This window comes from Pseudomonas sp. 28 E 9 (assembly GCF_900004785.1).
In the GTDB taxonomy this organism is placed as follows: domain Bacteria; phylum Pseudomonadota; class Gammaproteobacteria; order Pseudomonadales; family Pseudomonadaceae; genus Aquipseudomonas; species Aquipseudomonas orientalis_A.
The window spans coordinates 1-21,870 of record NZ_CVTK01000049.1; the positions used below are offsets into that span (position 1 = coordinate 1).

Annotated in this window: 16 protein-coding genes; 8 read left to right on the plus strand and 8 right to left on the minus strand. The window is 63.2% G+C overall.

The window, feature by feature from the left end; genetic code table 11:
* From BFQ00_RS16005 to BFQ00_RS16015, 3 genes are all read right to left on the minus strand, one after another.
* Positions 1 to 2,390: DUF6531 domain-containing protein (locus BFQ00_RS16005; protein WP_256536532.1), on the minus strand; the 2,390-nt coding region annotated here is incomplete at its 3' end.
* 110 nt (positions 2,391 to 2,500) lie between these two features.
* Positions 2,501 to 5,575, minus strand: coding sequence for an efflux RND transporter permease subunit (locus tag BFQ00_RS16010; protein WP_065934082.1), 3,075 nt, complete (start codon positions 5,573 to 5,575; stop codon positions 2,501 to 2,503).
* Positions 5,576 to 5,577: 2 nt separating this feature from the next.
* Entirely contained in the window at positions 5,578 to 6,684 is a 1,107-nt protein-coding gene (locus tag BFQ00_RS16015; protein WP_065934083.1) for an efflux RND transporter periplasmic adaptor subunit, read from the minus strand.
* Between the two features lie 99 nt (positions 6,685 to 6,783).
* Between BFQ00_RS16015 and BFQ00_RS16020 the strand changes: the two genes are divergently transcribed.
* The 4 genes from BFQ00_RS16020 (at position 6,784) to BFQ00_RS16035 (ending at position 11,630) form a co-directional block, all read left to right on the plus strand.
* Positions 6,784 to 7,989, plus strand: a complete 1,206-nt coding sequence (locus tag BFQ00_RS16020; protein WP_065934084.1) for a multidrug effflux MFS transporter — start codon at positions 6,784 to 6,786, stop codon at positions 7,987 to 7,989.
* Between the two features lie 76 nt (positions 7,990 to 8,065).
* Positions 8,066 to 8,932, plus strand: a complete 867-nt coding sequence (locus BFQ00_RS16025; protein ID WP_065934085.1) for a pirin family protein — start codon at positions 8,066 to 8,068, stop codon at positions 8,930 to 8,932.
* A gap of 721 nt (positions 8,933 to 9,653) precedes the next feature.
* Positions 9,654 to 11,099, plus strand: a complete 1,446-nt coding sequence (locus BFQ00_RS16030; RefSeq protein ID WP_065884778.1) for a mechanosensitive ion channel family protein — start codon at positions 9,654 to 9,656, stop codon at positions 11,097 to 11,099.
* A 93-nt stretch (positions 11,100 to 11,192) separates the two neighbouring features.
* Positions 11,193 to 11,630, plus strand: a complete 438-nt coding sequence (locus BFQ00_RS16035; protein ID WP_065896242.1) for a carboxymuconolactone decarboxylase family protein — start codon at positions 11,193 to 11,195, stop codon at positions 11,628 to 11,630.
* Here the strand turns inward: BFQ00_RS16035 and BFQ00_RS16040 are convergent, their stop codons facing one another.
* Entirely contained in the window at positions 11,631 to 13,793 is a 2,163-nt protein-coding gene (locus BFQ00_RS16040) for a TonB-dependent siderophore receptor (RefSeq protein ID WP_065934086.1), read from the minus strand.
* A 430-nt stretch (positions 13,794 to 14,223) separates the two neighbouring features.
* Here BFQ00_RS16040 and BFQ00_RS16045 point away from each other — a divergent pair, with 430 nt between their 5' ends.
* Positions 14,224 to 15,021: an SDR family NAD(P)-dependent oxidoreductase gene (locus tag BFQ00_RS16045; RefSeq protein ID WP_065934087.1), complete on the plus strand. Its 798-nt coding sequence runs from the start codon at positions 14,224 to 14,226 to the stop codon at positions 15,019 to 15,021.
* A 28-nt stretch (positions 15,022 to 15,049) separates the two neighbouring features.
* The gene (locus BFQ00_RS16050) at positions 15,050 to 15,466 is read left to right on the plus strand and encodes an SRPBCC family protein (protein WP_065884775.1); all 417 of its coding nucleotides are present in this window, start codon (positions 15,050 to 15,052) and stop codon (positions 15,464 to 15,466) included.
* Between the two features lie 24 nt (positions 15,467 to 15,490).
* Here the strand turns inward: BFQ00_RS16050 and BFQ00_RS16055 are convergent, their stop codons facing one another.
* Positions 15,491 to 16,009 (minus strand): AAA family ATPase, encoded by a 519-nt coding sequence (locus tag BFQ00_RS16055; protein WP_065934088.1) that lies wholly within the window; start codon positions 16,007 to 16,009, stop codon positions 15,491 to 15,493.
* Between the two features lie 159 nt (positions 16,010 to 16,168).
* Here BFQ00_RS16055 and dapF point away from each other — a divergent pair, with 159 nt between their 5' ends.
* The gene (gene dapF / locus BFQ00_RS16060) at positions 16,169 to 16,984 is read left to right on the plus strand and encodes a diaminopimelate epimerase (RefSeq protein ID WP_065934089.1); all 816 of its coding nucleotides are present in this window, start codon (positions 16,169 to 16,171) and stop codon (positions 16,982 to 16,984) included.
* On the opposite strand, the gene BFQ00_RS16065 is transcribed toward dapF, so the two are convergent.
* A complete protein-coding gene (locus BFQ00_RS16065; RefSeq protein ID WP_065934090.1) occupies positions 16,944 to 18,110 on the minus strand; it encodes a PAS domain-containing sensor histidine kinase in 1,167 nt (388 codons plus the stop codon). The two genes, dapF and BFQ00_RS16065, sit on opposite strands and share 41 nt — an antisense overlap.
* Complete coding sequence (locus BFQ00_RS16070) at positions 18,100 to 18,915, minus strand: alpha/beta fold hydrolase (RefSeq protein ID WP_065934091.1); 816 nt, start codon at positions 18,913 to 18,915, stop codon at positions 18,100 to 18,102. The genes BFQ00_RS16065 and BFQ00_RS16070 overlap by 11 nt, the downstream gene beginning before the upstream one ends.
* Before the next feature lie 131 nt (positions 18,916 to 19,046).
* Here BFQ00_RS16070 and BFQ00_RS16075 point away from each other — a divergent pair, with 131 nt between their 5' ends.
* On the plus strand, positions 19,047 to 20,246 hold the full coding sequence (locus tag BFQ00_RS16075; RefSeq protein WP_065934092.1) for a TPM domain-containing protein: 1,200 nt from the start codon (positions 19,047 to 19,049) through the stop codon (positions 20,244 to 20,246).
* Positions 20,247 to 20,437: 191 nt separating this feature from the next.
* On the opposite strand, the gene BFQ00_RS16080 is transcribed toward BFQ00_RS16075, so the two are convergent.
* The gene (locus BFQ00_RS16080; RefSeq protein ID WP_065892918.1) at positions 20,438 to 21,853 is read right to left on the minus strand and encodes a purine-cytosine permease family protein; all 1,416 of its coding nucleotides are present in this window, start codon (positions 21,851 to 21,853) and stop codon (positions 20,438 to 20,440) included.
* Positions 21,854 to 21,870: the final 17 nt, after the last annotated feature.

A 21,870-nucleotide genomic window follows, 5' to 3' on the forward strand; every position in this document is an offset into this window, starting at 1 on the left:
GTCGCGTTGCCCTCCGGATCAATCCTGCGGATGACATCGCCTTGCTCATTACGCTCGTATTTCCAGACCGCCTCACCACGCCGCACGACCCGTACGAAACCATTGTCATGCTCGTAGGACGTCGGCTCATCCTCACCCGGAAACAGCGCGACCAAGCGACCGGCGGCGTCGTACTGATACGCCGTCACCGCGCCCAGCGGGTCCTGCTCGACGGTCAGTCGGCCCTTGTCGTCGTAGGATTTGAAATGTCGGGCGCCGTCGGGATCGATGCGCTGTACCAGTCGCGCACGCTGGTCATGCACGTAAACTTCCTGGCTGCCATCGGCGTTGTGCACGTTGACGCTGCCGTCATCGCCCCATACATACCGCGTGTCCATCTGCGAAAAACTGGCCCAGTGCCGGACACAGCGCGCGGCTTTACCAGACCTTTCCCACGCCCAGAAGAAACTCGCCCCACCGGCCAACTGCCGCTCAAGAATGACGTGCTGTTCATCGTACCGATAAACCTCGCGTTCACCGACGGCATTGGTCGCCGACACCAGTCGTCCGGCGTCGTCGTAGGCGTAGGAAACGACGTTCTGCTCGGTCACCCAAACGAAGGGTTCATGGCCTTTGGCGCGATGAACCTGGTAGTCCACCGCCACAATCCGACCCAGCGCGTAGCGCAAGAGCAAAGAGCGCCCCGCGCCGTTATCCAGTCGCTCAATGCACCCCAACCGGTCCCGGAAAATACGCAGCCGGTTGTCATACGCATCGCTGATCGCCGTCAGCACGCCGTCGCAAAAGTGATAAAACCGAGAAGCCTGGGCCAGCACCAACTCGTCAGGAACCGAGCCCAAGTAGATCGCCGCTTCCGCCAGGCTATTGGTAATCGCCGGCCGAGCCGCCGTCGGCAAGGGCAGGGTGGTCGAGCGATTCTCATGGTCGGTCCACACCACCGAATCGGCTGACACAGAAAGCCTGTGCGCCAGCGCATGACTCCAGCCAAACCCCAGCCCGCAGTCCACGTCCACCGCACTGGTGCGGTACAAGCGCGTCCACTCGAACGGCAAGATCCCATCCAGCGCGCCGTCGGTCAGGGTCAGCAGTTCCTCGCCGGTGACCATCGACACCGGGCAACCGTGGGTAACGGTCTTGTCCGCAGAAGCCGCCGCATCGCCCTTCGGATTCGACGCCACGGCCGGCACATCATCCACCGGCTCCTGGCGCACCAACGCCGTACGCTGCGTCTTGTTGCGCACCATCGGCACCGCGTTCGAAACCAACTGCTCGCCTGCCTTCAACGGCGCCACCGGCACCGCTTTGACCGGCGTCGCCGCACTCAGCAACAGAGGCTTGGCCGCCTGCACGTGAGTTTCCAGCCCAGGCCCCGGCACCTGCCTGGCCAGCAACTCCAACAGCGCCCGCGCCCGCCCGGACTTGATAGAACTCAACACCTGAGCCCCCAGCCGAAGCTGCACCCCCAACCCCCGCGTGGCCCATATCAGCAAAAGATTGATCAGGACTTCGCCGGTGAGCTCACCCAGCAGTTCGTACATCTCGGGCGGCGGCAGCAGGCGGATCCAGCTGACCATCGCCGACAAATAGATAAACAGCAGCGGCTCGTCGCTGAGCACCAGAAAGCCTTGGGCGAGCGTGTCTTTACCCAGTTTCAGCAGTTCATCGAGTTCGGCCTGGGAAAGGTACTGCAGCAGCTTTTCGCTGTTGGACTTAAGGTTCGCCAGCAGGTCGTACAGCTCGGTGATGTTGTCCCACAGGTTGTAAAACGCCTGGCCAATCCCGCTTGCAAAGGCCGCACCCTGTTTCGCGCTGCGCTTGAAGGGCGGGGCTTTGGCAAAATCGGCCCATTGAGGCTCGAAGCGCTCGCGCCACTGCTTGCGCAGATCCGCTTCCAGCCCGGCAATCACCGACTGGTAGGACGCATACAGCGCCTTGACGTGATCTTTGGAAACATTGGGGTAGAAAGTGACTCGGTATCGCTGGTCGCGGGTGCACTCAGGGACTTGAAGGATGCCGCTGGGGCCGATGGTGCGGTGCAGCGGCGCGCCAAAGGGCGTGCCGTCCGGTGTAATGGCTTGCAGCGTGACCGGCGTGTTGCCGATGGGGACGAAGCGCGTGCTCTCGAACAGATGCACCAGGGTCAGCCCACCCTGGGCCTTGCATTGAGCGACGGTGCGACTGGGCGTGTCGGAAGAGATCGGCGCAACCAGTGCGACCTTGTCCCCGACCTTGAACACCTGCTCGACTTCCAGTGCCGAGCCACTGAAAAAGCTGTCGGCCCAGGCATCGAACGTGTTCAGGCAATTGCGCAAATCCCGCAGCACGCGTTCAACATCCGGCGCTTCGGGGTCCATGGGTGCCAGGACGAAGCTGGCCAGCGCCGGAATCAAAACACAGCCCCAATAACCGGGGCTCTAACGAAAAGAACCATCTGCAATCCCTCGCACTGAATAATCAGGCGAGGGACTTTGCAGCGGTTTGCGGGGCAGGGGAGTAGAGCTTATCCGGCAGTTACGTGGGAAGTTTCAACAACTCTGTCGCGCAGCACCAGGCTGCACAGCGCCGGCAAAAACAACAGCGTCAACACCGTGCCCACCAGCACTCCGCCGATCAGCACATAGGCCAGGGACGACCAGAACACCGACAACGTCAGCGGAATAAAGGCCAGCGCCGCCGCCAGGGCGGTGAGGATCACCGGTCGCGCACGACGCACGGTGGCTTCGACAATCGCTTCGCGTATGGGCATGCCGTGGTCCTGGTTCTGGCGAATCTGGTCGGTGAAGATCAGTGTGTTGCGCATCAGAATCCCGCCGATGCCGATCAGCCCGAGAATCGCGTTGAACCCGAACGGCTGGTTGAACAGCAGCAAGGTCGGCACCGCGCCAATCAGGCCCAGCGGCGCCGTGGCGAAGACCATGAACATCACGCCGAAGGAGCGCACCTGGAACATGATCACCGTGAGCGTCAGCAGGATCATGATCGGGAACAGTGCCGCCAGGGCGACGTTGGCCTTGGCGCTTTCTTCCACCGGGCCGCCGATATCGATGTGGTAACCGGCAGGCAACTTGGCGATCAGCGGCTGCAGGTCCTTGTACACGGCCATTTCCACGTCGGGCGGTTGTACGCCGTCGATGATGTCGGCGCGCACTTCCACCGTGGTCGCGCGGTTGCGGCGCTTGAGGATCGGTTCTTCCATCACCGCCTGGAAATGCCCCACCTGCGCCAGCGGCACCGAGGTGCCGGCGCTGTTGGTCAGGGTCATGTTGTTGAGGTTGCCCAGGTCTTCGCGTTGACTGCCCTGGGCGCGGGCCACCACCGACACCGTGCGGTTGCCTTCACGCACTTCGGTGATCGGGTTGCCGCTGAGCAGGGCATTGAGCTGGGACTTGACCTCATCGGGCGTGAAGCCGAGCAGGCGCAGGCGATCCTGGTCCAGCACCAGGCGATAACCGCTGGCGCGCTCGCCCCACTCGAGAAAGGCGTCGCGGGTCAGCCTGTTGTCGGCCACCACTTGACGCACCTGCTCGGAGAGCCCGCGCAGCACGTCCAGGTCCGGCCCGGACACACGGAACACCACCGGGAACGGCACCGGCGGGCCGAACACCAATTGCGTGACGCGCACCCGCGCCGCTGGAAACTCACCGGCGGCGATGCGTTCGCGCATGCGCACTTTCAACGCATCGCGGGCGTGGGAGTCCGGGGTTTGCACAATCAACTTGGCGAACGCCGGGTCTGGCATCTCAGGGTTCAACGACAGGAAAAAGCGCGGAGCGCCACCGCCCACATAGGTGTCGACCATGCTCGTCTGCGGTTCCTGCAGCAACGCTTTCTCCACCTGCGCCGCCACCGCTTCCGTGCTTTTGAAGGCGCTGCCGGGGGGCATGTACACCTCCAGGATCAGCTCCGAGCGGTCGGAGTCAGGGAAGAACTGTTTCTTCACCACTGCCATACCCAGGCCGCACAGCACAAACGCCGCCACCACCATCCCGGTCACCAGCCAGCGCCCGCGCACGCAGATCTCCACCAGGCTGCGCAGTTTCTGGTAGTAGCGCCCGGCGTAAATCGCATCGTGCCCGCCGGGCACCGGCTTGATCTGCGGCAACAGCTTCACGCCCAGATACGGGGTGAACACCACCGCCACCAACCAGGAGGAAATCAGGGCAAAGCCCACGATCCAGAAGATGTTCCCGGCGTATTCGCCGGCCCCGGAGCGCGCGAATCCCACGGGCAGGAAGCCGATGATCGTCACCAGCGTGCCGGTCAGCATGGGCGCCGCCGTGGAGCTCCAGGCGTAGGTGGCCGCATGGATGCGGTCGAAGCCTTCCTCGAGTTTCACCACCATCATTTCAATGGCGATGATCGCGTCGTCCACCAGCAGGCCCAGGGAAATGATCAGGGCGCCGAGGGTCACGCGGTCGAATTCACGCCCGGTGACCAGCATGATCACGAATACGATCGACAGCGTCAGCGGCACCGCCGCCGCCACCACCAGCCCCACACGAAAGCCCAGGGCCAGCAGGCTGATCAGCATCACCACGGCCAGGGCGACGAAGAACTTGAGCATGAACTCGTTCACCGCCAGGCTGATGTTTTTTGCCTGGTCGGACACCTTGGCGAAATTCACGCCCAGGGGCAGGTCGGCCTGGATCCGGGCTTCCTGGGCTTGCAGACGCTTGTCCAGCTCCAGGCCGTTCCAGTGCTTCTCCATGATCACCCCGAGCATCAGCGCCGGGTCGCCCTGATGACGGATGCGGTAGCTGGGCGGGTCTTCATAGCCACGCCGCACCGTCGCCACATCGGCGATGCGCAGCACGCGGCCATTGACTTGCAAGGGCACGTTCTCGATCAGCGCCAGGCTGTCGAAGGCGCCATCGATACGGATATAGGCGCGGGCGCCGGCGGTTTCGACGAAGCCCGAAGGCGCCACGGCGTTCTGCGCGGCGAGGGCGGCGAAGATCTGTTCGGGCTTGATGCCCAGGGTCGCCAGGCGCTCATAGGAGAACTCGACGAATACACGCTGGGCCTGTTCACCGAGGATATTGACCTTCTTCACCCCCGGCAGGTTGAGCAGGCCCTGGCGCAGCGCTTCGGCCATTTGCACTTGCTGGCGATGGGGCAGGTGTTCGGCCTCCAGGGCGTACAGCGCAAAGTACACATCCGAATATTCATCGTTGAAAAACGGCCCGATCACGCCTTTGGGCAGGTTCGCGGCTTCGTCGCTGAGCTTTTTACGGGTCTGGTAGAACAGGTCCTGTATTTCGCTCGGCCGCGTGGATTCGAGGAAGGTCATGCGCATCGAAACGAAACCCGGCTGGGCGATGGTCTCGACGCGGTCGTAGTAGTCGAGTTCCTGCAGGCGCTTTTCCAGGCGGTCGGCCACCTGCTCCTGCATTTCCTCGGCGGTGGCGCCGGGCCAGGCGGCGGTGATGGTCATGACCTTGACCGTGAACGACGGGTCTTCGGCGCGCCCCAGTTTGCCGAACGCGAAGATCCCGGCGGCGATGATCGCGATGATCAGGAACAGCGTGACGGCGCGGTGCTTGACCGCCAGTTCCGAGAGGTTGATTCCACGCATGCTCATTGGTCCTGTTTGCGGTTGAGGGCCAGCGCCTGGGCGGGCAGCAGGCGCACCCGGTCACCGCTGTGCAGCAGGTGCGCGCCGAGGGCGACGATGGTTTGGCCAGGCGTGACGCCGCTGTCGAGCAGCGCCTCTTCCTGGCCGAGGCTGGCGACTTTCACCGGGGCAAAACTGATCGTGTTGTCGTCAGCGATCAGCCACACGCCGGTGCCTTGGCCCGCGTCCTGCAAAGCACCGATGGGCACGCGGGTTTGCTGGGCCTGGCCGTCACCTTGCAGGCGCAAGGTAATGGTGGAACCGAGGGCGAAACGCTCGACCGGGCCGTGCAGCACGTAGCGCGCGCGGTAGGTGCGGGTGGTGGGGTCGGCGCTGGCGGACAGCTCGCGCAGCGTCGCGGTAACGGCCTGGTCCGGCGCACCGAACGGGAAGGCCAGGGCGTTTTGCGCAGCCCGGGCGCGTTGCTGTTCCGGCAGGTTGACGATGGCTTCGCGGGCACCGTCATGGGCCAGGCGCGCTACGATCTGCCCTTCGGCGACCACCTGGCCGCGATCAGCCAGCATGTCGGTGATGATGCCGTCGCCATCGGCCTTGAGCACCGAATAGGTGCGACGGTTCTCGATCTGGCTGGCATCCGATTGCGCCGCCGCCAGTTCCGCTTCGGCAACGCGCAGGTTGGTCGCCGACTGGTCGAAGATCTGCCGCGACACCGCGCCGGTGCTGGCCAGGCGTTGGTAGCGGTTTTCGTCGTCACGGCGCTGGCGCAACTGTGCCTGGGCGGCGTTGACGCGGTTTTTCGCCGAGCGCAACGCCAGTTCGAAGTCGCCGATATCCAGCACCAGCAGCGTGTCGCCACGGGAGACGTGCTGGCCGGGATCGACCTTGCGTTCGATCACTTTGCCGCTGACCCGAAAGCCCAGGTTGCTTTCTGTGCGGGCCGCCACCACCCCGGTATACGCGCTTTGCTGGGTGCCGCCAGCCTCGACCTTGACGGCCAGCACCGGGCGCGGTGGCGAGACTTGGGCGGCGTTGTCGGCCTGGCTGTTGCAGCCGCTGAGGATCATCAACAAGGCCAGGGGCGTGAAGAGGCGCAGGTGGAGAGGGGGCATGACGGACTCCTGGGTGATCATGGGGAAAAAATTATGGACATAATTTTTTGCTCATATTATGGTCGAAATATAAATTAATCCAGCCCCCGGATATTCCCCATGGCAAACACCCCGGCACCTTCACGCAGCTTGTTGTTCTTGTTGGTTGCCCTCACCGCATTGGGTGAAGTCTCGACGCAACTGATCATCCCGGGCCTGGGCGCCATCGAGCAGGCGCTGGCGGCGCCGCCAGGCTCGGCGTTGATGGCGCTGTCGGCGTTTGTCGGCGCATTCGGTCTGGGGCAGTTGCTGTTCGGGCCACTGTCGGACCGCATCGGCCGCCGCCCGGTATTGCTCGCCGGTCTGACGCTGTATGTGCTGGCGACGCTGTCGATGCTGCTGGTCACCGACATTCACCAATTTATCGCCGCCCGCGTACTGCAGGGCCTGGGCGCATGCGCCGCGCTGGTGCTGGCGCGCACCGTGGTGCGTGACGTATGGAAAGCCGAGGCAGGCCCGGCCCTGGCGCTGACCATGATCGGCATGCTCTATGCCATCGTGGTGGCACCGATGGCGGGCGGTTTGCTGATCAAGCTGTTCGGCTGGCATGCGCCAATCATTCTCGCCCTGATGATCGGCAGCGTCGTGTGGCTGCTGGCGGTGCTGTTCTTTCGCGAGAGCAACCATTACCTCGACCCCAAGGCTGCGCATTGGCGCACCCTCGGCGGGCAGTACCTGGACTTGCTCAAGGGCCGCCCGTACCGCGCCTACGCGGTGGCCCTGGCTTGTACCTACGGGGCCATGTTTGCGGTGATTGCCGGTTCGTCGGCGGTGTTTATCAACCTGCTGGGCCTGAGCAGCCTGGAGTACGGCATCAACTTTGGCCTGATCGTGTCGATGCTGATCGTCGGTTCCACCTATACCCGGCGCAATATCCTGCGCCTCGGGCCGCAGCGGATTGTGACGATGGGCGTGACGCTGGTTGCCGCGGGCGGGGTGTTGGCACTGCTGATTTATGCGCTGTTCGGGCTCTCCGTGGCGGGCCTGGATATTCCCATAGCCCTGGCCACGCTTGGCGGCGGGCTGGTACTGCCTGGTGCGGTCACGGGCGGGGTGATGCCCAACGCCCACCGTGCCGGGCTGGCGGCCGGGCTGATGGGCTTCGCGCAGATGTTCGGCGCCACCTGCAGCGGCGTGCTGTTGAGCCAGCTACGCGATGGCAGCGCGACGCCGATGATCGTCATCCAGGCCGCCTTTGCCGTCACGGCCTTCGTCGCCTTTCATCTACTGCGTCAGCGCACGATCAAAACACTGTCCTATACATAGGACGATCAGGGCTGCTTTCGCCGGCTAGTGCTCTGCGGGTTTGGGACTTATGGTGTAGGCACTTTGGAGGTACACCATGAAAAAACTGATCGGTCTCTACACCAGCCCCCGCGCCCATTGGGTCGGCGACGGCTTTCCGGTACGCACGCTGTTTTCCTACGACACCATGGGCAAACACATCAGCCCATTCCTGTTGCTGGACCACGCCGGCCCGGCCGATTTCACCCCCACCGAAACTCGTCGCGGCGTCGGCCAGCACCCGCATCGCGGCTTTGAAACGGTGACCATCGTCTATGACGGCGAAGTCGAGCACCGCGATTCCACCGGCGCCGGCGGCAAAATCGGGCCGGGCGATGTGCAATGGATGACGGCGGCCAAGGGCATTCTCCATGAGGAATTCCACTCTGAAGCCTTTGCCCGCACAGGCGGGGCATTGGAGATGGTGCAACTGTGGGTCAACCTGCCGGCCAAGGACAAAATGGCCGACGCCGGTTACCAGACCATCGTCAATGGCGACATCCCGGTATTGCCGCTGGCGGGCGACGCGGGGCAACTGCGCCTGATCGCCGGTGACTTCGCCGGTACCCAGGGGCCTGCCCGTACCTTCACGCCCATTGACGTGTGGGACCTGCGCCTCAATCCAGGTAAGGCCGTGACGCTGGACCTGCACGCCGGGCGCAACACCGCGCTGGTGATCCTGAGCGGAACCGTGCAAGTCAATGGCGATGAAGTCGCGCGCCAGGGGCAGTTGGCGTTGTTCGAGCGTGACGGTGACCGCATCACCCTGGAGTCCAACGACGGCGCCAAGGTGCTGCTGCTCAGCGGCGAGCCGATTGACGAGCCCATCGTCGGCCACGGCCCGTTCGTGATGAACACCGAGCAGGAGATCCACCAAGCGTTTGCCGATTTCCAATCCGGCAAGTTCGGGCGGATGCAGGCCTGAAGGCCAGAAGCCTGGCGCAAGCCCTGCGGGAGGGGGCTTGCGCTGAATGCCAGTCTGTTAAGCGTACACCGCCTTTTGTTGGAGCGAGGGGGGCGCCTAGCTCTTGCTCGCGAAAAACGTCAACGATAACGCGTGCCTCCTGAATCAACGCGGCGCCTGTGAGTTTTTCGCGAGCAAGCTCGCTCCTACATAAAGCAGCCGCGCCCACCCGTAACCACGATGCGCAGCGAGTCGCTCTTGATCTGGCTTTTGATCTTGATCTTAGGCGCCCCGTTAAACCACGCTGGCCGAACGCAGGCTTGAATCCGTGGGCAACCCGGCAGGACGCCGGGTTAGCCGCACTGGGCCAGGGATGGCCCATTGCGGCGGCCCACGGATTCAAGCCTGCGTTCGGGCACACCGAGCCTAAGCGAGGTGCCGAGTGGTGGGGCAAGAGCGTTTTGCTTACTTTTGCGCTTTTCAAAAGTGAGCCGCTGTAAAAGCGGAACCCATAGCAGCCGTGACCGCAGAAACGGATATGTACCCAGTCCAACCCAACATCCTGGCCAGCCCAGAGGCCGCCATCGGGGGCAAGTCGAATCGTCGCACCGCCCCTCCCACAGTGGACCGCGGCGTGTCAGTTGAGTAGCCGTCGGCCGGCAGCAAACCCCCTCCCACATTTGCTATACCCGCCAATCCCATTTCATGCGATCTTCTCGGCATTCGCCCTGGAGTCGCCCGGATGCCCTCATTTATCGCTGAAAACCCGATGGTGTGCGCCCTGGCGCTGATCCTCATCGACATCGCCGTATGGCGCCTTATCACCCCCACGCTGGCCAACTGGAAACTCGCCGCGCGGCTGGTGATCTTCGCGGTGTTCAGCGCAGTGTTGTTCAACGACGGCATGAACCCCATGCAGGCGGCGCCCTATGTCGACGACACCGCCCGGCACCTGGCGGCCACGGCCTTGCAGATCGGCTGGTGGCTGTTCGCCGCGCGCACCCTCACGGTCCTGCTCGGCGCGGTGATGATGCAGCGGGTCGGCCACACCGGGCGATTATTGCAGGACCTGATGGGCGCGGTGATTTTCCTGATCGCGATCATCGCCGCCATGGCCTACGTGCTCGACCTGCCGGTCAAGGGCGTGCTCGCCACCTCCGGCGCCGTGGCGATCATCGTCGGCCTGGCGCTGCAAAGCACCCTGAGCGACGTGTTTTCCGGGATCGTGCTCAACACCACCAAGCCTTACCAGATCGACGACTGGATCTCCATCGACGGCACCGAAGGCCGCGTCACCGATATCGACTGGCGCGCCACACGCCTGCAGACCTCCCAGGGCAGCCTGGCGGTGATCCCCAACTCCCTGGCGGCCAAGGCCAAGATCATCAACTTCTCGCGCCCGGCGGACATGTTCGGCCTCACGGTCAGCCTGCAAGTCAGCCCCCATGCGCGCCCGCAAACCGTGATCGAGGCCCTTGAACGGGCGATGCAGGGCTGTCGCGCGCTGTTGGCCAAGCCGGCGCCCAGCGTAGCGTTCAAGGCCTCGGCCAGTGGCGGCGTGGAATATGAAATCAGCGGTTTCGTGCCGGCCATGGGCCTCAAGCGCGAAGTGCGCAACCAGCTTTACGACCTGGCCTTCCGGCATTTGCAGGCGGCGGGCGTGGGGCTGTTGTCCGCCACTGAAGGCAGTACACCCGCCACGGTCTCCGGCGCGCGGGCACTGCTTGAGCGGTCGTCGATCTTCTCCACCCTGCGCCAGGAAGAAAAGGACACCTTCAGCCAGAACATGACCCTGCACACCTACCGCGCCGGCGACATGATCCTGCCGGCGGGGGAGGTCAGCGATCACCTGTTCATCATCGAGTCCGGCGTGGTCTCGGTGATGCTGGTCAAGGGCGGCCACACGTTCGAGGCCGGGCGCATGGGGCCGGGTGAGGTGATTGGCGAATCGGGCATCCTCACCGACCAGGCCACCCTGGCGGATTTCACCGCCAAGACCTTCTGCACGCTGTACCGCATCGAAAACGAATACCTCAAGCCTTGCCTGGATGCGCGCCATGACATCGGCGAAGCCATGAAGGCGCTGCTCGACTTCCGCGTGCACGCCGCCCAGGCGCTGACCGAAGACGCGCCGGTGGTGCCGGTGAAGAAAGGTTTCCTGCAGTGGTTGAGGAGCCGTGGCCTGTAGATTGGTCACCTGTTCTTCGCCCGGATTGGCTATTTCTCCAGAACGCCCAGGTGACTAATCTGCGCACCAATCCCACCGTTCTGGAGTTCCACCATGCAAACCCGTACCGATTTCTACACCGCCTCCCCGGACGCGATGAAGGCCATGCTGGCCCTGGAGGCGGCAGTCGGCAAACTGTCCATCGAACTGCCGCTGCTGGAACTGGTGCGCCTGCGCGTCTCGCAAATCAACGGCTGCGCATTCTGCCTGGACATGCACACCGCCGATGCGCGCAAGGGCGGTGAAACCGAGCGCCGTCTGTACACCCTGTCGTCCTGGCGTGAAACGCCGTTCTTCACCCCGCGTGAACGCGCCGCCCTGACCTGGGCCGAAAGCCTGACCCTGCTCAGCCAGACCCACGCCCCCGATGAAGACTTCAACGCCCTGGCGGCCGAGTTCAGCGCGCAGGAACAGGTCGACCTGAGTGTGGCGATTGCCACCATCAACAGTTGGAATCGCCTGGCGGTGGGTTTTCGCAAGATGCCCAAATAATCAGAAACTCACTGATGCACTCAAGCGCGCCGTCAACGGCGCGCCCTGGAACAGGTAGTCATCGCCCATGTACTCGCCGGCGTCGCGCCAGTAGCGCTTGTCGAACAGGTTGTCGACGCTCAGGCGAAACACGGTTTCATAGCCATCGACTTTGGTGGTGTAGCGGCTGCCGATATTGACCACCGCATAATCGCCCACTTCCACATTGCCGGTGCGGTTGGCGTACTTTTTGGCGCTGTATTGCACACCGCCGAGCACCGCCAGGCCATTGACCCACGGCAACGCATAATCGGCGTACAGGCTGGCGCGCAGCGTGGGCACGTTGATCGCCTGGTGGTCTTCATAGTCCGGCGTGCCGCTGCCGCTCACCCGTGCCCGAATCGCGGCCACGCTGGTTGCGATCTGCAGGCGGTCGGTGGCCCAGCCATTGGCGGACAGTTCGATCCCGGTGTTTTTCTGCTGGCCTTGTTGCACGTAGGTGAAGCCGCCACTGTCGGGCTTGGCGTACTGGTAAGCCTGGCGCGTCTGGAACACGGCGGCGGCGAAGCTGATACGGCGCCAGTCGTATTTCACCCCGGCTTCGAGCTGGCGCGAGAGCGTTGGCGCCAGTGTTTCGTCCGCGTTTTTTGCGAACCACGGCGCAGTGCCGCCCAAAGACAGGCCCTTGCTGTAACTGGTGTACAGCGAAACGTTGTCCACCGGTTTGTAGATCAGCGCGGCCTGGGGCAGGAACACGTACTGCTGGGTGTGGCGTGTTTGGTTGCCGGTGACGCCGTCGAAGGCTTTTTCATCCAGGCGCACTTCGCGGCCACCGAGGAGGGTTTGCCATTGCTCGTTGAAGCGGATGCGGTCGGTGACGAACAGCCCGTACTGGCGGCTGTCGAGGTTGCGGTGGCTGTCGTTCAACGGCTTGTCGGTGGGGGTAAAACTCGGCACCTGTTCGTCGATATTGGCGGTGCCAATCATCTCGTTGACCGACTTGCGCTTGTCGATCACCCGGCGAAAGGCGCTGGTGCCGAAGGTCAGTTCATGGCCGATGCCGGCGGTGTCGAACAGGCCGGTCATGGCCGCCTGGATTTCGTCGTCGCGACGCGTATCGTCGGGGCTGCGGTAGTCGTAGACGTCGTAATTGCCTTCGGGGCTGAAGTGGTTCGGCACGCTTGCCGAGCTGCAGCTGGTCGAGCCGTAGCAGCCCCAGGCAAACGAGCTGTAATCGTCAATCACCACCTTGCTGCGCGCCGCGCTGATGTTGCCTTTCCACTGATCGCTGAAACGGTATTCGAATTTGCCGTTGAGGTTCAGTGAATCGATGCCCACCTGCTTGCCCCCGGTCTGATGGCCCAGCAGCTTTTTCGGCGAGGCGTCGTGAGGCACTTCGGTGCCGCCCAGCAGTTGATAACCCGGAACCGAGCGCTGCTGTTTGTTCTGGTACTCGGCATCCAGTTGCAGCACGGCGTCGGGGCTGATGTTCCAGTCAAAGGCCAGGGACACAAAGTCGCGCTGGCCGTTGGCGTGTTCCACGTAGGTATTGAGGTCTTCATGGGCGACGTTGGCGCGCAGGCCAAATTGTTGCTCGCTGCCAAACCAGCCGCCGACATCGGTGGCGAGATAACCGCTGCCGCGATCATCGGTGGACACCGTCACCGAGCGCACCTCCTCAGGGCGCTTGGTCACGTAGTTGATCACGCCGCCGGGTTCGGAAATGCCGCTCTGCAACCCGGCCAGGCCCTTGAGCACTTCGACCTGTTGCTTGTTTTCCAGGGCGACGTTCTGCTCGCCGGTGATGGTGCGCCCATTGATCTTGTAGCTGCTCGCCGCATTCAGCGAGAAACCACGCACCACGAAGTTTTCGTAGTAGCCGATGGGCGCGTAGCTGTCGCCCACCGAGGCGTCGTTGCGCAGCACTTCGCTGAGCAGGCGGGCTTGCTGGTCCTTGATCAAGGCTGCGTTGATCACGCTGATGGAGGCCGGGGTATCGAGCAGGGGCGCTTCATCGAAGCCGCCGACCGCGGCGGTATCAGTGCGATAACCGGACTCATCCTGGCCCTGGACCTTCACCGCCGGCAGTTCGATCTGCGCCGCCAGGCTATTACCGATGCCGCCACTGAGGAGCAGGCCGAGGGCGAAATGTGACGTGACGACGGGACGAAAACGCAAAACCATGGGCAAGGCCTTAAAGCGCTGGGCGGGGGGCGCATAAGCTAGGGGGAAGTGCGGGACTTTACAAGATGCCCGTAAGGACTCGGTCAAAATGTGGGAGGGGCCTTGCCCCGATGCCAGTCTGTAGGAGCGAGCTTGCTCGCGAAAAACTCACAGGCACCGCGTTTATTCAGGAATCACGCGTTATCGTTGACGTTTTTCGCGAGCAAGCTCGCTCCTACAAAATGCCTTGACTGACTGGCATCAGGGCTTGCCCCTCCCACAGTGTGGATCACGTCAGGCTTGGGCACCGCACCGCTGCGCAATATGTTGCGTGCTGTCCCCGAACGCGAAGCATCGGCGCATACTCCAACTGCCTTCTGGCAGGCGCTGCGCGAGGTGCAGTTGATTTCACCTCGCGCGCCTCTGCCGCGTTAACTTCAGGAGTTCAACCATGAAAATCGATGTAAGCGGCAAAGTGGCGATCGTCAGTGGCAGCACCGCCGGCATTGGCCTGGGCATCAGTCAGGCCCTGGCGCAATCCGGCGCCACCGTGGTGGTGATCGGGCGTGACAGCGGCAAAGTCGACGCTGCGTTGGCGGGCATTCGCCAGGCGGTGCCGGGCGCCAATCTGCGTGGGCTGGTGGCCGACCTGGGGACGGCCGAAGGCGCCGAGGTACTGTTCGCCGCCGAACCGCGCGCCGACATCCTGGTCAACAACCTGGGCATCTTCAATGATGTGGATTTCTTCGAGGCGCCGGACAGTGAATGGACGCGCTTCTATGAGGTCAATGTGATCTCGGGCGTGCGCCTGGCGCGGCATTACGTGCCGGGGATGGTCGAGCAGGGCTGGGGGCGGGTGATCTTCGTGTCATCCGAATCCGGCGTGGCGACCCCGGCGGACATGATCAATTATGGCGTGACCAAAAGCGCCAACCTGGCGGTGTCCCATGGCCTGGCCAAGCGCCTGGCAGGTACCGGTGTGACGGTGAACGCGATCCTGCCGGGGCCGACCTTTACCGACGGCCTGGAACACATGCTCAAGGACGCCACGCAAAAATCCGGGCGCACCGCACGGGACGAGGCTGATGTGTTTGTGCGCAGTGCGCGGCCGACGTCGATTATCCAGCGTGCGGCAAATGTGGATGAAGTGGCCAACCTGGTGGCGTACATTGCTTCACCGCTGTCGTCTGCCACCACCGGTGCCGCGTTGCGGGTCGACGGCGGTGTGGTCGACAGCATGGCGATCTGAATTGTATTAATGTTATGGAGTATTCACCGTGGCAACAGCCTCTTCTGTGATTGAAATCCCTGCGTCGGCGGACCAGGTCTGGAACCTGATCGGCGGCTTCAACAGCCTGCCTGACTGGCTGCCCTTTATCGCCAGGAGCGAGCCGGGCGAAGGCGGCCGCGTGCGCCACCTGCATACCGCTGATGGCGGCGAGATCGTCGAGCGGTTGCAGACTTTCGACAATGTGGCGCGCACCTACAGCTACACCATTGAACAGTCGCCGTTTCCGGTGAGCGCCTACCTTGCGACCTTGCAGGTTGAAGCCTTGACTGACGCGTCGGCAAAAGTGACCTGGTCCGGTGTGTTCACACCGGTTGCGGGCACCACGGACGCGGCGGTGGAGGAGCTCTTTACCGGCGTGTACGGCGATGGCCTGAAGGCCTTGCGCGCCAATTTTCCCGGCTGACGCCTATCGGGGGTGGGAGCTGCGCTAACGCTCAACAGCTCTCACACTCGACAGATAGGCATGGGCTGCGGCGACGGCCTGCGCAGGCGTTAACGCTGCCGTATCGAGCGTGAAGGGCGGGCTGTCCCAGGCTTCATACTCATGTGCCAGCACCGATGGCCATGTCGGCGGCAACAGTCCTGGAATATCGCCCTCACGGCTTTCCACTCTGCGCCGATGCTCCTGCTGATCAGAACACTCCACCCGGATATCGATCAGTTCGACGCCCGCCGCCATGGCCACGGCCCGCCAAGCCTCACGGCTTTCGCTTACCGGGTTCACACAGTCAGCGATCACCCGCTGGCCCACACGCACATTACTCAATGCCAGCGCATTCGCCACGCCGTAGCCTGCGGCACCCACATCGCCGGCCAGTGCACCAGACTCGCGCAGTGCTTGTTCGATCACATCGATGCGCAGATAAACCGCGCCGATCCGGCGTGCCAACTCCCTGGCAATCGTGGTCTTGCCGGTGCCGGGCAGGCCGCTGAATACGATAAGCATGGTCCACCAATCCTTTTGTAGGAGCGAGCTTGCTCGCGAAAAACGTTAACGATAACGCGTAGCGCCAGGTAAAACCTGTTGCCCTTGCGCTTTTCGCGAGCAAGCTCGCTCCTGCAGGGGTGGTAGAGTAGGGCTGCTCAGTTGACCACAGGACTGCCCATGACTTTACCCTTCGTGAAGATGCACGCCCACGGCGACGACTTCATCATCATCGACCGCCGTGGCCAGGATAACCCCATTACCCCGCAAATCGCCCGGCGCCTGGGGGATCGACATACCGGTATCGGTTTCAATCAGCTCGCCGTGATTCTCGACTGCGAAGACGCCGCCGCCCGCGTGCAGTTCTGGAACACCGACGGCACGCCCCTGCAAACCTGCGGCAGCGCGACACGCGGCGTTGCTGATCGCCTGATGCATGAAACCGGCACCCACGCCATTGTGCTGCGCACCGACCGAGGTTTGCTGACATGCGTGCGCGTCAGTGGCCAGCGCGTCTCGATAGACATGGGCGCGCCTTCGTTGGAGTGGGCCGGCGTGCCGCTGTCCAGGGCGATAGACACCCGCGTGCTGCCTATCGACGGTGAGCCGGCTGCCTGCGGCATGGGCAACCCGCACTGCACGTTTTTCGTGGACGACATCGCCGTCGTCGATGTCCAGGCCATCGGCCCGGCCCTGGAACGTCACCCACTGTTCCCGGCCAGGACCAATGTGCATTTTGTCCAGGTGCTTGACCGCAACCGTATCCGCCTGCGCATCTGGGAACGTGGCGGTGGCGTGCCTTTAGGCTCCGGGTCGTGTTGCTGCGCGGCGGTGGTCAACGGGGTGCGGCGCGGGCTGCTCGATGACAAGGTAGAAGTCGAATGCGACGGCGGCACGCTGACGGTGCAGTGGGACGGGCAGGGCGGGGTGGTATTGACGGGCAGCGTCGAGCCGATCATGCAAGGTACGGCGTACCTGCCTGGAACGTCACGCTGAAGGTGGTGCCGCGCGTCGCGCAGGAGCTAACCGCCACATCGCCGCCGTGCACCCTGGCCAGTTCGCGCACGATATACAGGCCCAGGCCCACGCTGCGCACATCGCTGCCCTGGTGAGTGCCGCGGGTCATGGGCTCGAACAGCCCGGGCAGCAACGTCTGCGGAATCGGCGCGCCGTAGTTGTGTACCGACACCTCAGCGCCCCAGGCACCCAGGCGCGAGGTGATGGTGACCGGCTGTTGCAGGTCGCCATAGGCCACGCTATTGGCGACGAGGTTGCCGATCACCTGCTGCACACGGTCGGCGTCCAGGCACGCATTGCCAAGGCCCTGGGTTTGATGCACCAGCGTGGCTCTGGGGAAGGCCACCCGCAGTTCGTCCACGGCGCGATGAATCACGTCGTGCAGATCCAGCGGTTGGGCCCTGATGGTGATGCCCTGGCCGACCCGGGCCTGGGTGAAGTCCAAAAGGTCGGCAATCATGCGCTGGGCGCGCTCGGACGACTGGTCGATATGCCCAAGCAACTGGAGTTCCTTGGGCGTGCGCTCGCCGCGTCGAAGAAAGTCCGACGCCATGCGGATCGCGGTCAGCGGGTTCTTCAAGTCGTGGCTGACAATCGCCACCATCTGTTCGGCGAACAACGCGCGTTGCTGGGCAATGGCATAGGCTTCGCTCAGTTCGGCCTGGGCCTGGTGCAGGGCCCGTTCGGTGGCGGTTTTTTCCTCAAGCAGCGCTTCGGCCAGCTTGCGTGCGTTGAGCAGCTCGCGCTCGTACTTGTCGCGGTCGGTGGTGCCGAACAGCGCCAGGTCGTACACCACGCCCTCGCCCTCGGCCTGCTGGCGCTCACTGGCATTGAGCAGCACCGTGACTTTGTGCCCGTCGCGATGGCGAATGTCGAGCTTCACCTCGTTGACGCTGCCATGCATGCGCAGCATCGGCGCCAGATGGGTCTGGTAGAAAATCCGTCCGCCCATGGTCAGCAGGTCTTGAAAGCGTTGCCCGATCAGTTGGGCTGCGCTGAGGCCGAGCCAGTCGCTCAAGCGCTGGTTGGCGTGCACAATCGTACCGTCTTGCCGGGTCACCGCCAGGGCACAGGCGGCGTTGTCGAACAGCGCGTCAGCCGGCATTGGCGATTGCCCAGGGCGCCAGAAACGTGTCCATCGCCGCGGCGCACGCCTGGGGCGCACTCATGTGCGGGCAGTGGCCGATGTTGTCCACCAGGTGATAGGTGTTGTTGGGCAGCACGGCATGCAGGTATTCGCCAACGGCCACGGGCGCGATCAAGTCGTCGCTCGACTGCAGGATCAATACGGGCGTGGTCAGGCCGATCACATCCTGGCGGTTGTCCGAAAGAAACGTCACTCGAGCAAATTGCCTGGCGATGTCGGGTTCGGTGCGGCAGAAACTCGCGGTCAGTTCGGCGCTCAGTTCAGGTTGGTCCGGGGCGCCCATGATCACCGGCGCCATGCTGCTGGACCAGCCCAGGTAGTTGCTGTCGAGGGTGTCGAGCAGGTCGTCGATATCGTCGCGCTTGAAACCGCCGACATAGCCGTCGGTGTCGATATAGCACGGCGATGGGCCAATCATCACATGCGCCGCCACGCGCCCCGGGGCGAGACGGTCGGCAAGGGTGCCGATCATTGCGCTGACCGAGTGCCCCACCAGAATCACAGGGCCTTGGGCGTAAGCGTCGATAATTTCGTTGAGATCGCGGGCATAGCCGCCCAACGTCGCGTACTTGTCTTTATCGAACGCGCTGAGGTCCGACAGCCCGGCACCGACCAGGTCATACAGCACCACGCGAAAGCGTTCGAGAAAATGCGGCGCCAGGGCATTCCACATCGCCTGGTTGCAGCCAAAGCCATGGGAAAACACCAGGGTCGAAGCCCCTTGGCCCATCACACTGACGTTGTTGCGGTGACGTAGGTCCATGGCGTTCTCGTAGATGGCTTAGTGCTATGCGGCGTAGCGGCAGTTTAGAGAGTCGCGGGCCCTGGGTCACGCGCTTGCACGCAGATAGGGTAAAGTCGGCGCCTTCAGGAAGAAACTTCAGGTAACAATACATGATGGTGATGCTACGGCAATCAGTCTTGAGCGTGCTGGTTCTGGTACTGGCCAGTCTGTTGATCACCGCCAGGGCCGACACTTCGCCTATCGGCGTTGCGCTTGACCAGCGCGTCATTGACCTGACCAACACCCTCGACGCGGACAGCGTCCAGCGCCTCAAGCAGCAACTGGCCGACCTGGAGCAGCGCAAAGGCGCGCAGGTCGCCGTATTGCTGGTGCCCAGCACCGGTGATACCGCCATCGAAGACTATGCCAACCAACTGTTCCGCGCCTGGAAACTGGGGCGCAAGGACGTCGACGACGGCATCCTGCTGGTGGTGGCCAAGAACGATCACACATTGCGCATCGAGGTGGGGTACGGGTTGGAAGCCACGGTCACCGACCTGCTGGCCCATCGCATCATCGAAGAGCGCATCACGCCGGCGTTTCGCCAGGGCGACTTTGCCGGCGGTGTTCAACAGGGCGTGGACGCGCTGACGGTGCTGGTGGACGGCGGCGACCTGCCCGAGGTGGCCGCGCCCCGGATCAATCCGCAATTTTTCGCGCTGCTGGCGGCACTTGTGCTGGGCGGTCTGCTAGGTGTGCTGCTGGCTTCCGGCAAATTGCACTGGCGAAAGGCGTTGATCGTTGCGGTGGTGGCCACGCTGTTGCTGACGCTGCTGGGCGGAGGTCAGGAATGGCCGATGTTTCTGTTTATCATACCGTTCACCTTGTTGATTGGCGGTGCCCTGTTTGGCGCATTGTGGCAGGTGCGGGCGCTGTTCTACGGCGTGATCGGGTTGTTGGTCTATATTGCCGCTCTGGTGGTGGCGGACCGCTACGTGGACGTCAGTTTCATCCATTGGCTGCTGTGGCCGGTGTGCGTGTTGGTGGTGCTGGGGTTGTATCTCGTGCTGCTGCTGATCATGCGGCACACCTGGCGAACCAGCCGCACCGGTTTTATCGTGCGACTGGTAGCGGCGGTCGTGGTGTATGGGGTGGCCGGGCTGGTGATCGATCACGGCCGCGACGGCTGGCTGCTGGCGTTCCCTATCGCGTCGTTCGTGGCGTTGATTCTTTTCGGCAAGGTCGGCGAGGGTTCGGGGTCTGGGTCGGGCGGTGGCTCCGGTTCGAGCTCCAGCGGCTCCAGCTCCAGCAGCAGCTCGTCCGGTGGGGGCGGTTCCAGCGGCGGCGGCGGGGCGTCGGGGAGTTGGTAATGATGCCCATGGCGCCACTCAGATCCAAATGTGGGAGGGGGCTTGCCCCCGATAGCAGTGGTTCAGTCAATACCTACAGTGACTGACACACCGCCATCGGGGGCAAGCCCCCTCCCACAGTTTTGACCGAGTTGGGCATGCCAGGTTGGTCGGATGCAGTTCTTTCAAAAACAGAAAACCGAGACTCTGTATCAAACCCCACTCACCAACTTCCCGCCATCCATCCGGCGCTTATACGCACTGTCCCGACTCGCCAACCAGAAGTACAACGGCGACGTCACCACCAACCCCACCACCCACGACAGGTCCGCGCCGTTGATGTGTTCGGAGATCGGCCCTACGTACAGCGGCGTGTTCATGAACGGAATCTGCACCGCGATGCCCACCGCATACGCCAGCAGCGCCTGGGGGTTGTACTTGCCGTAGATGCCGCCGTCCACGCGGAAGATCGAGGCAATGTCGTATTGGCCTTTGTGGATCGCGTAGAAGTCGATCAGGTTGATCGCGGTCCACGGCACCAGCACTACGAGCAGCACCAGCACCATGTCGACGAAGTGGCCGATGAAGTCCTTGGAGGCGAACACCGCCGCAATTGCGCAGGCCACCAGCACCACAATCGAGATCACCGCGCGGCTTTTCGCCGTGGGGATCCAGCGGTAGGCGAAGGTCTGCACCAGGGTGATGATCGACAGCACCGCGCCGTACAGGTTGAGGGCGTTGTGGCTGATCACGCTGAGCAGAAACAGCACCAGCATCAAGGGGCCGATGGAACCGGTGGCGAGCTTGACCGCCTCCATGGTGTCCATGCCGACGGGCGTGGCGAGCACGGCGACGGCGCCGAAGATGAAGGCCAGGCTCGAACCCAGGGCCGAACCCAGGTAGGTGGTCCAGAAGGTGGCGGCGACGGGCACATCGGCGGGCAGATAGCGCGAGTAATCCGAGACGTACGGCGCAAAGGCGATCTGCCACAGCGCGGCCAGGGACACGGTGGCCAGCCAACCGGAAATGTTGAAGCTGCCACGGGTCAAAAAGTCGCTGGTCTGCACGTGGGTAAAGATGTAGCCGAAGCCCAGCACGATGCCGGCGCCGAGTACCCAGGTGCCGATACGGTTGAGCACATGAATGAAGCGATAGCCGATGATGCCGATGATCCCGGAACCGATGGCGCCGATCACGATGCCAACCGGCACCGGTACCGCATCGACCACGCCGTGCAGGGACTTACCGGCCAGCACAATGTTGGAGGCGAAGAAGCCGATGTACATCACGCCGGCAATCACCACCACCAACAACGCGCCAAGGGAGCCGAACTGGGCACGGCTCTGGATCATCTGCGGAATGCCCATCTGCGGGCCCTGGGCCGAGTGCAACGCCATCAACACACCGCCGACCAAGTGGCCGACCAGGATGGCGACGATGCCCCACACCAGATTGAGGTGGAACAACTGCACCCCCAGGGCGCCGGTCACGATCGGCAGCGGTGCGATGTTGCCGCCGAACCACAGGGTGAACAGGTCTCTTACCTTTCCATGGCGATCTTCCGGGGGCACGTATCCAATCGTGTGTTTTTCGATAAGCGGGGCGGAGGATGTTGCAGTGGTAACCATGACGAGCTCCAAGGCAA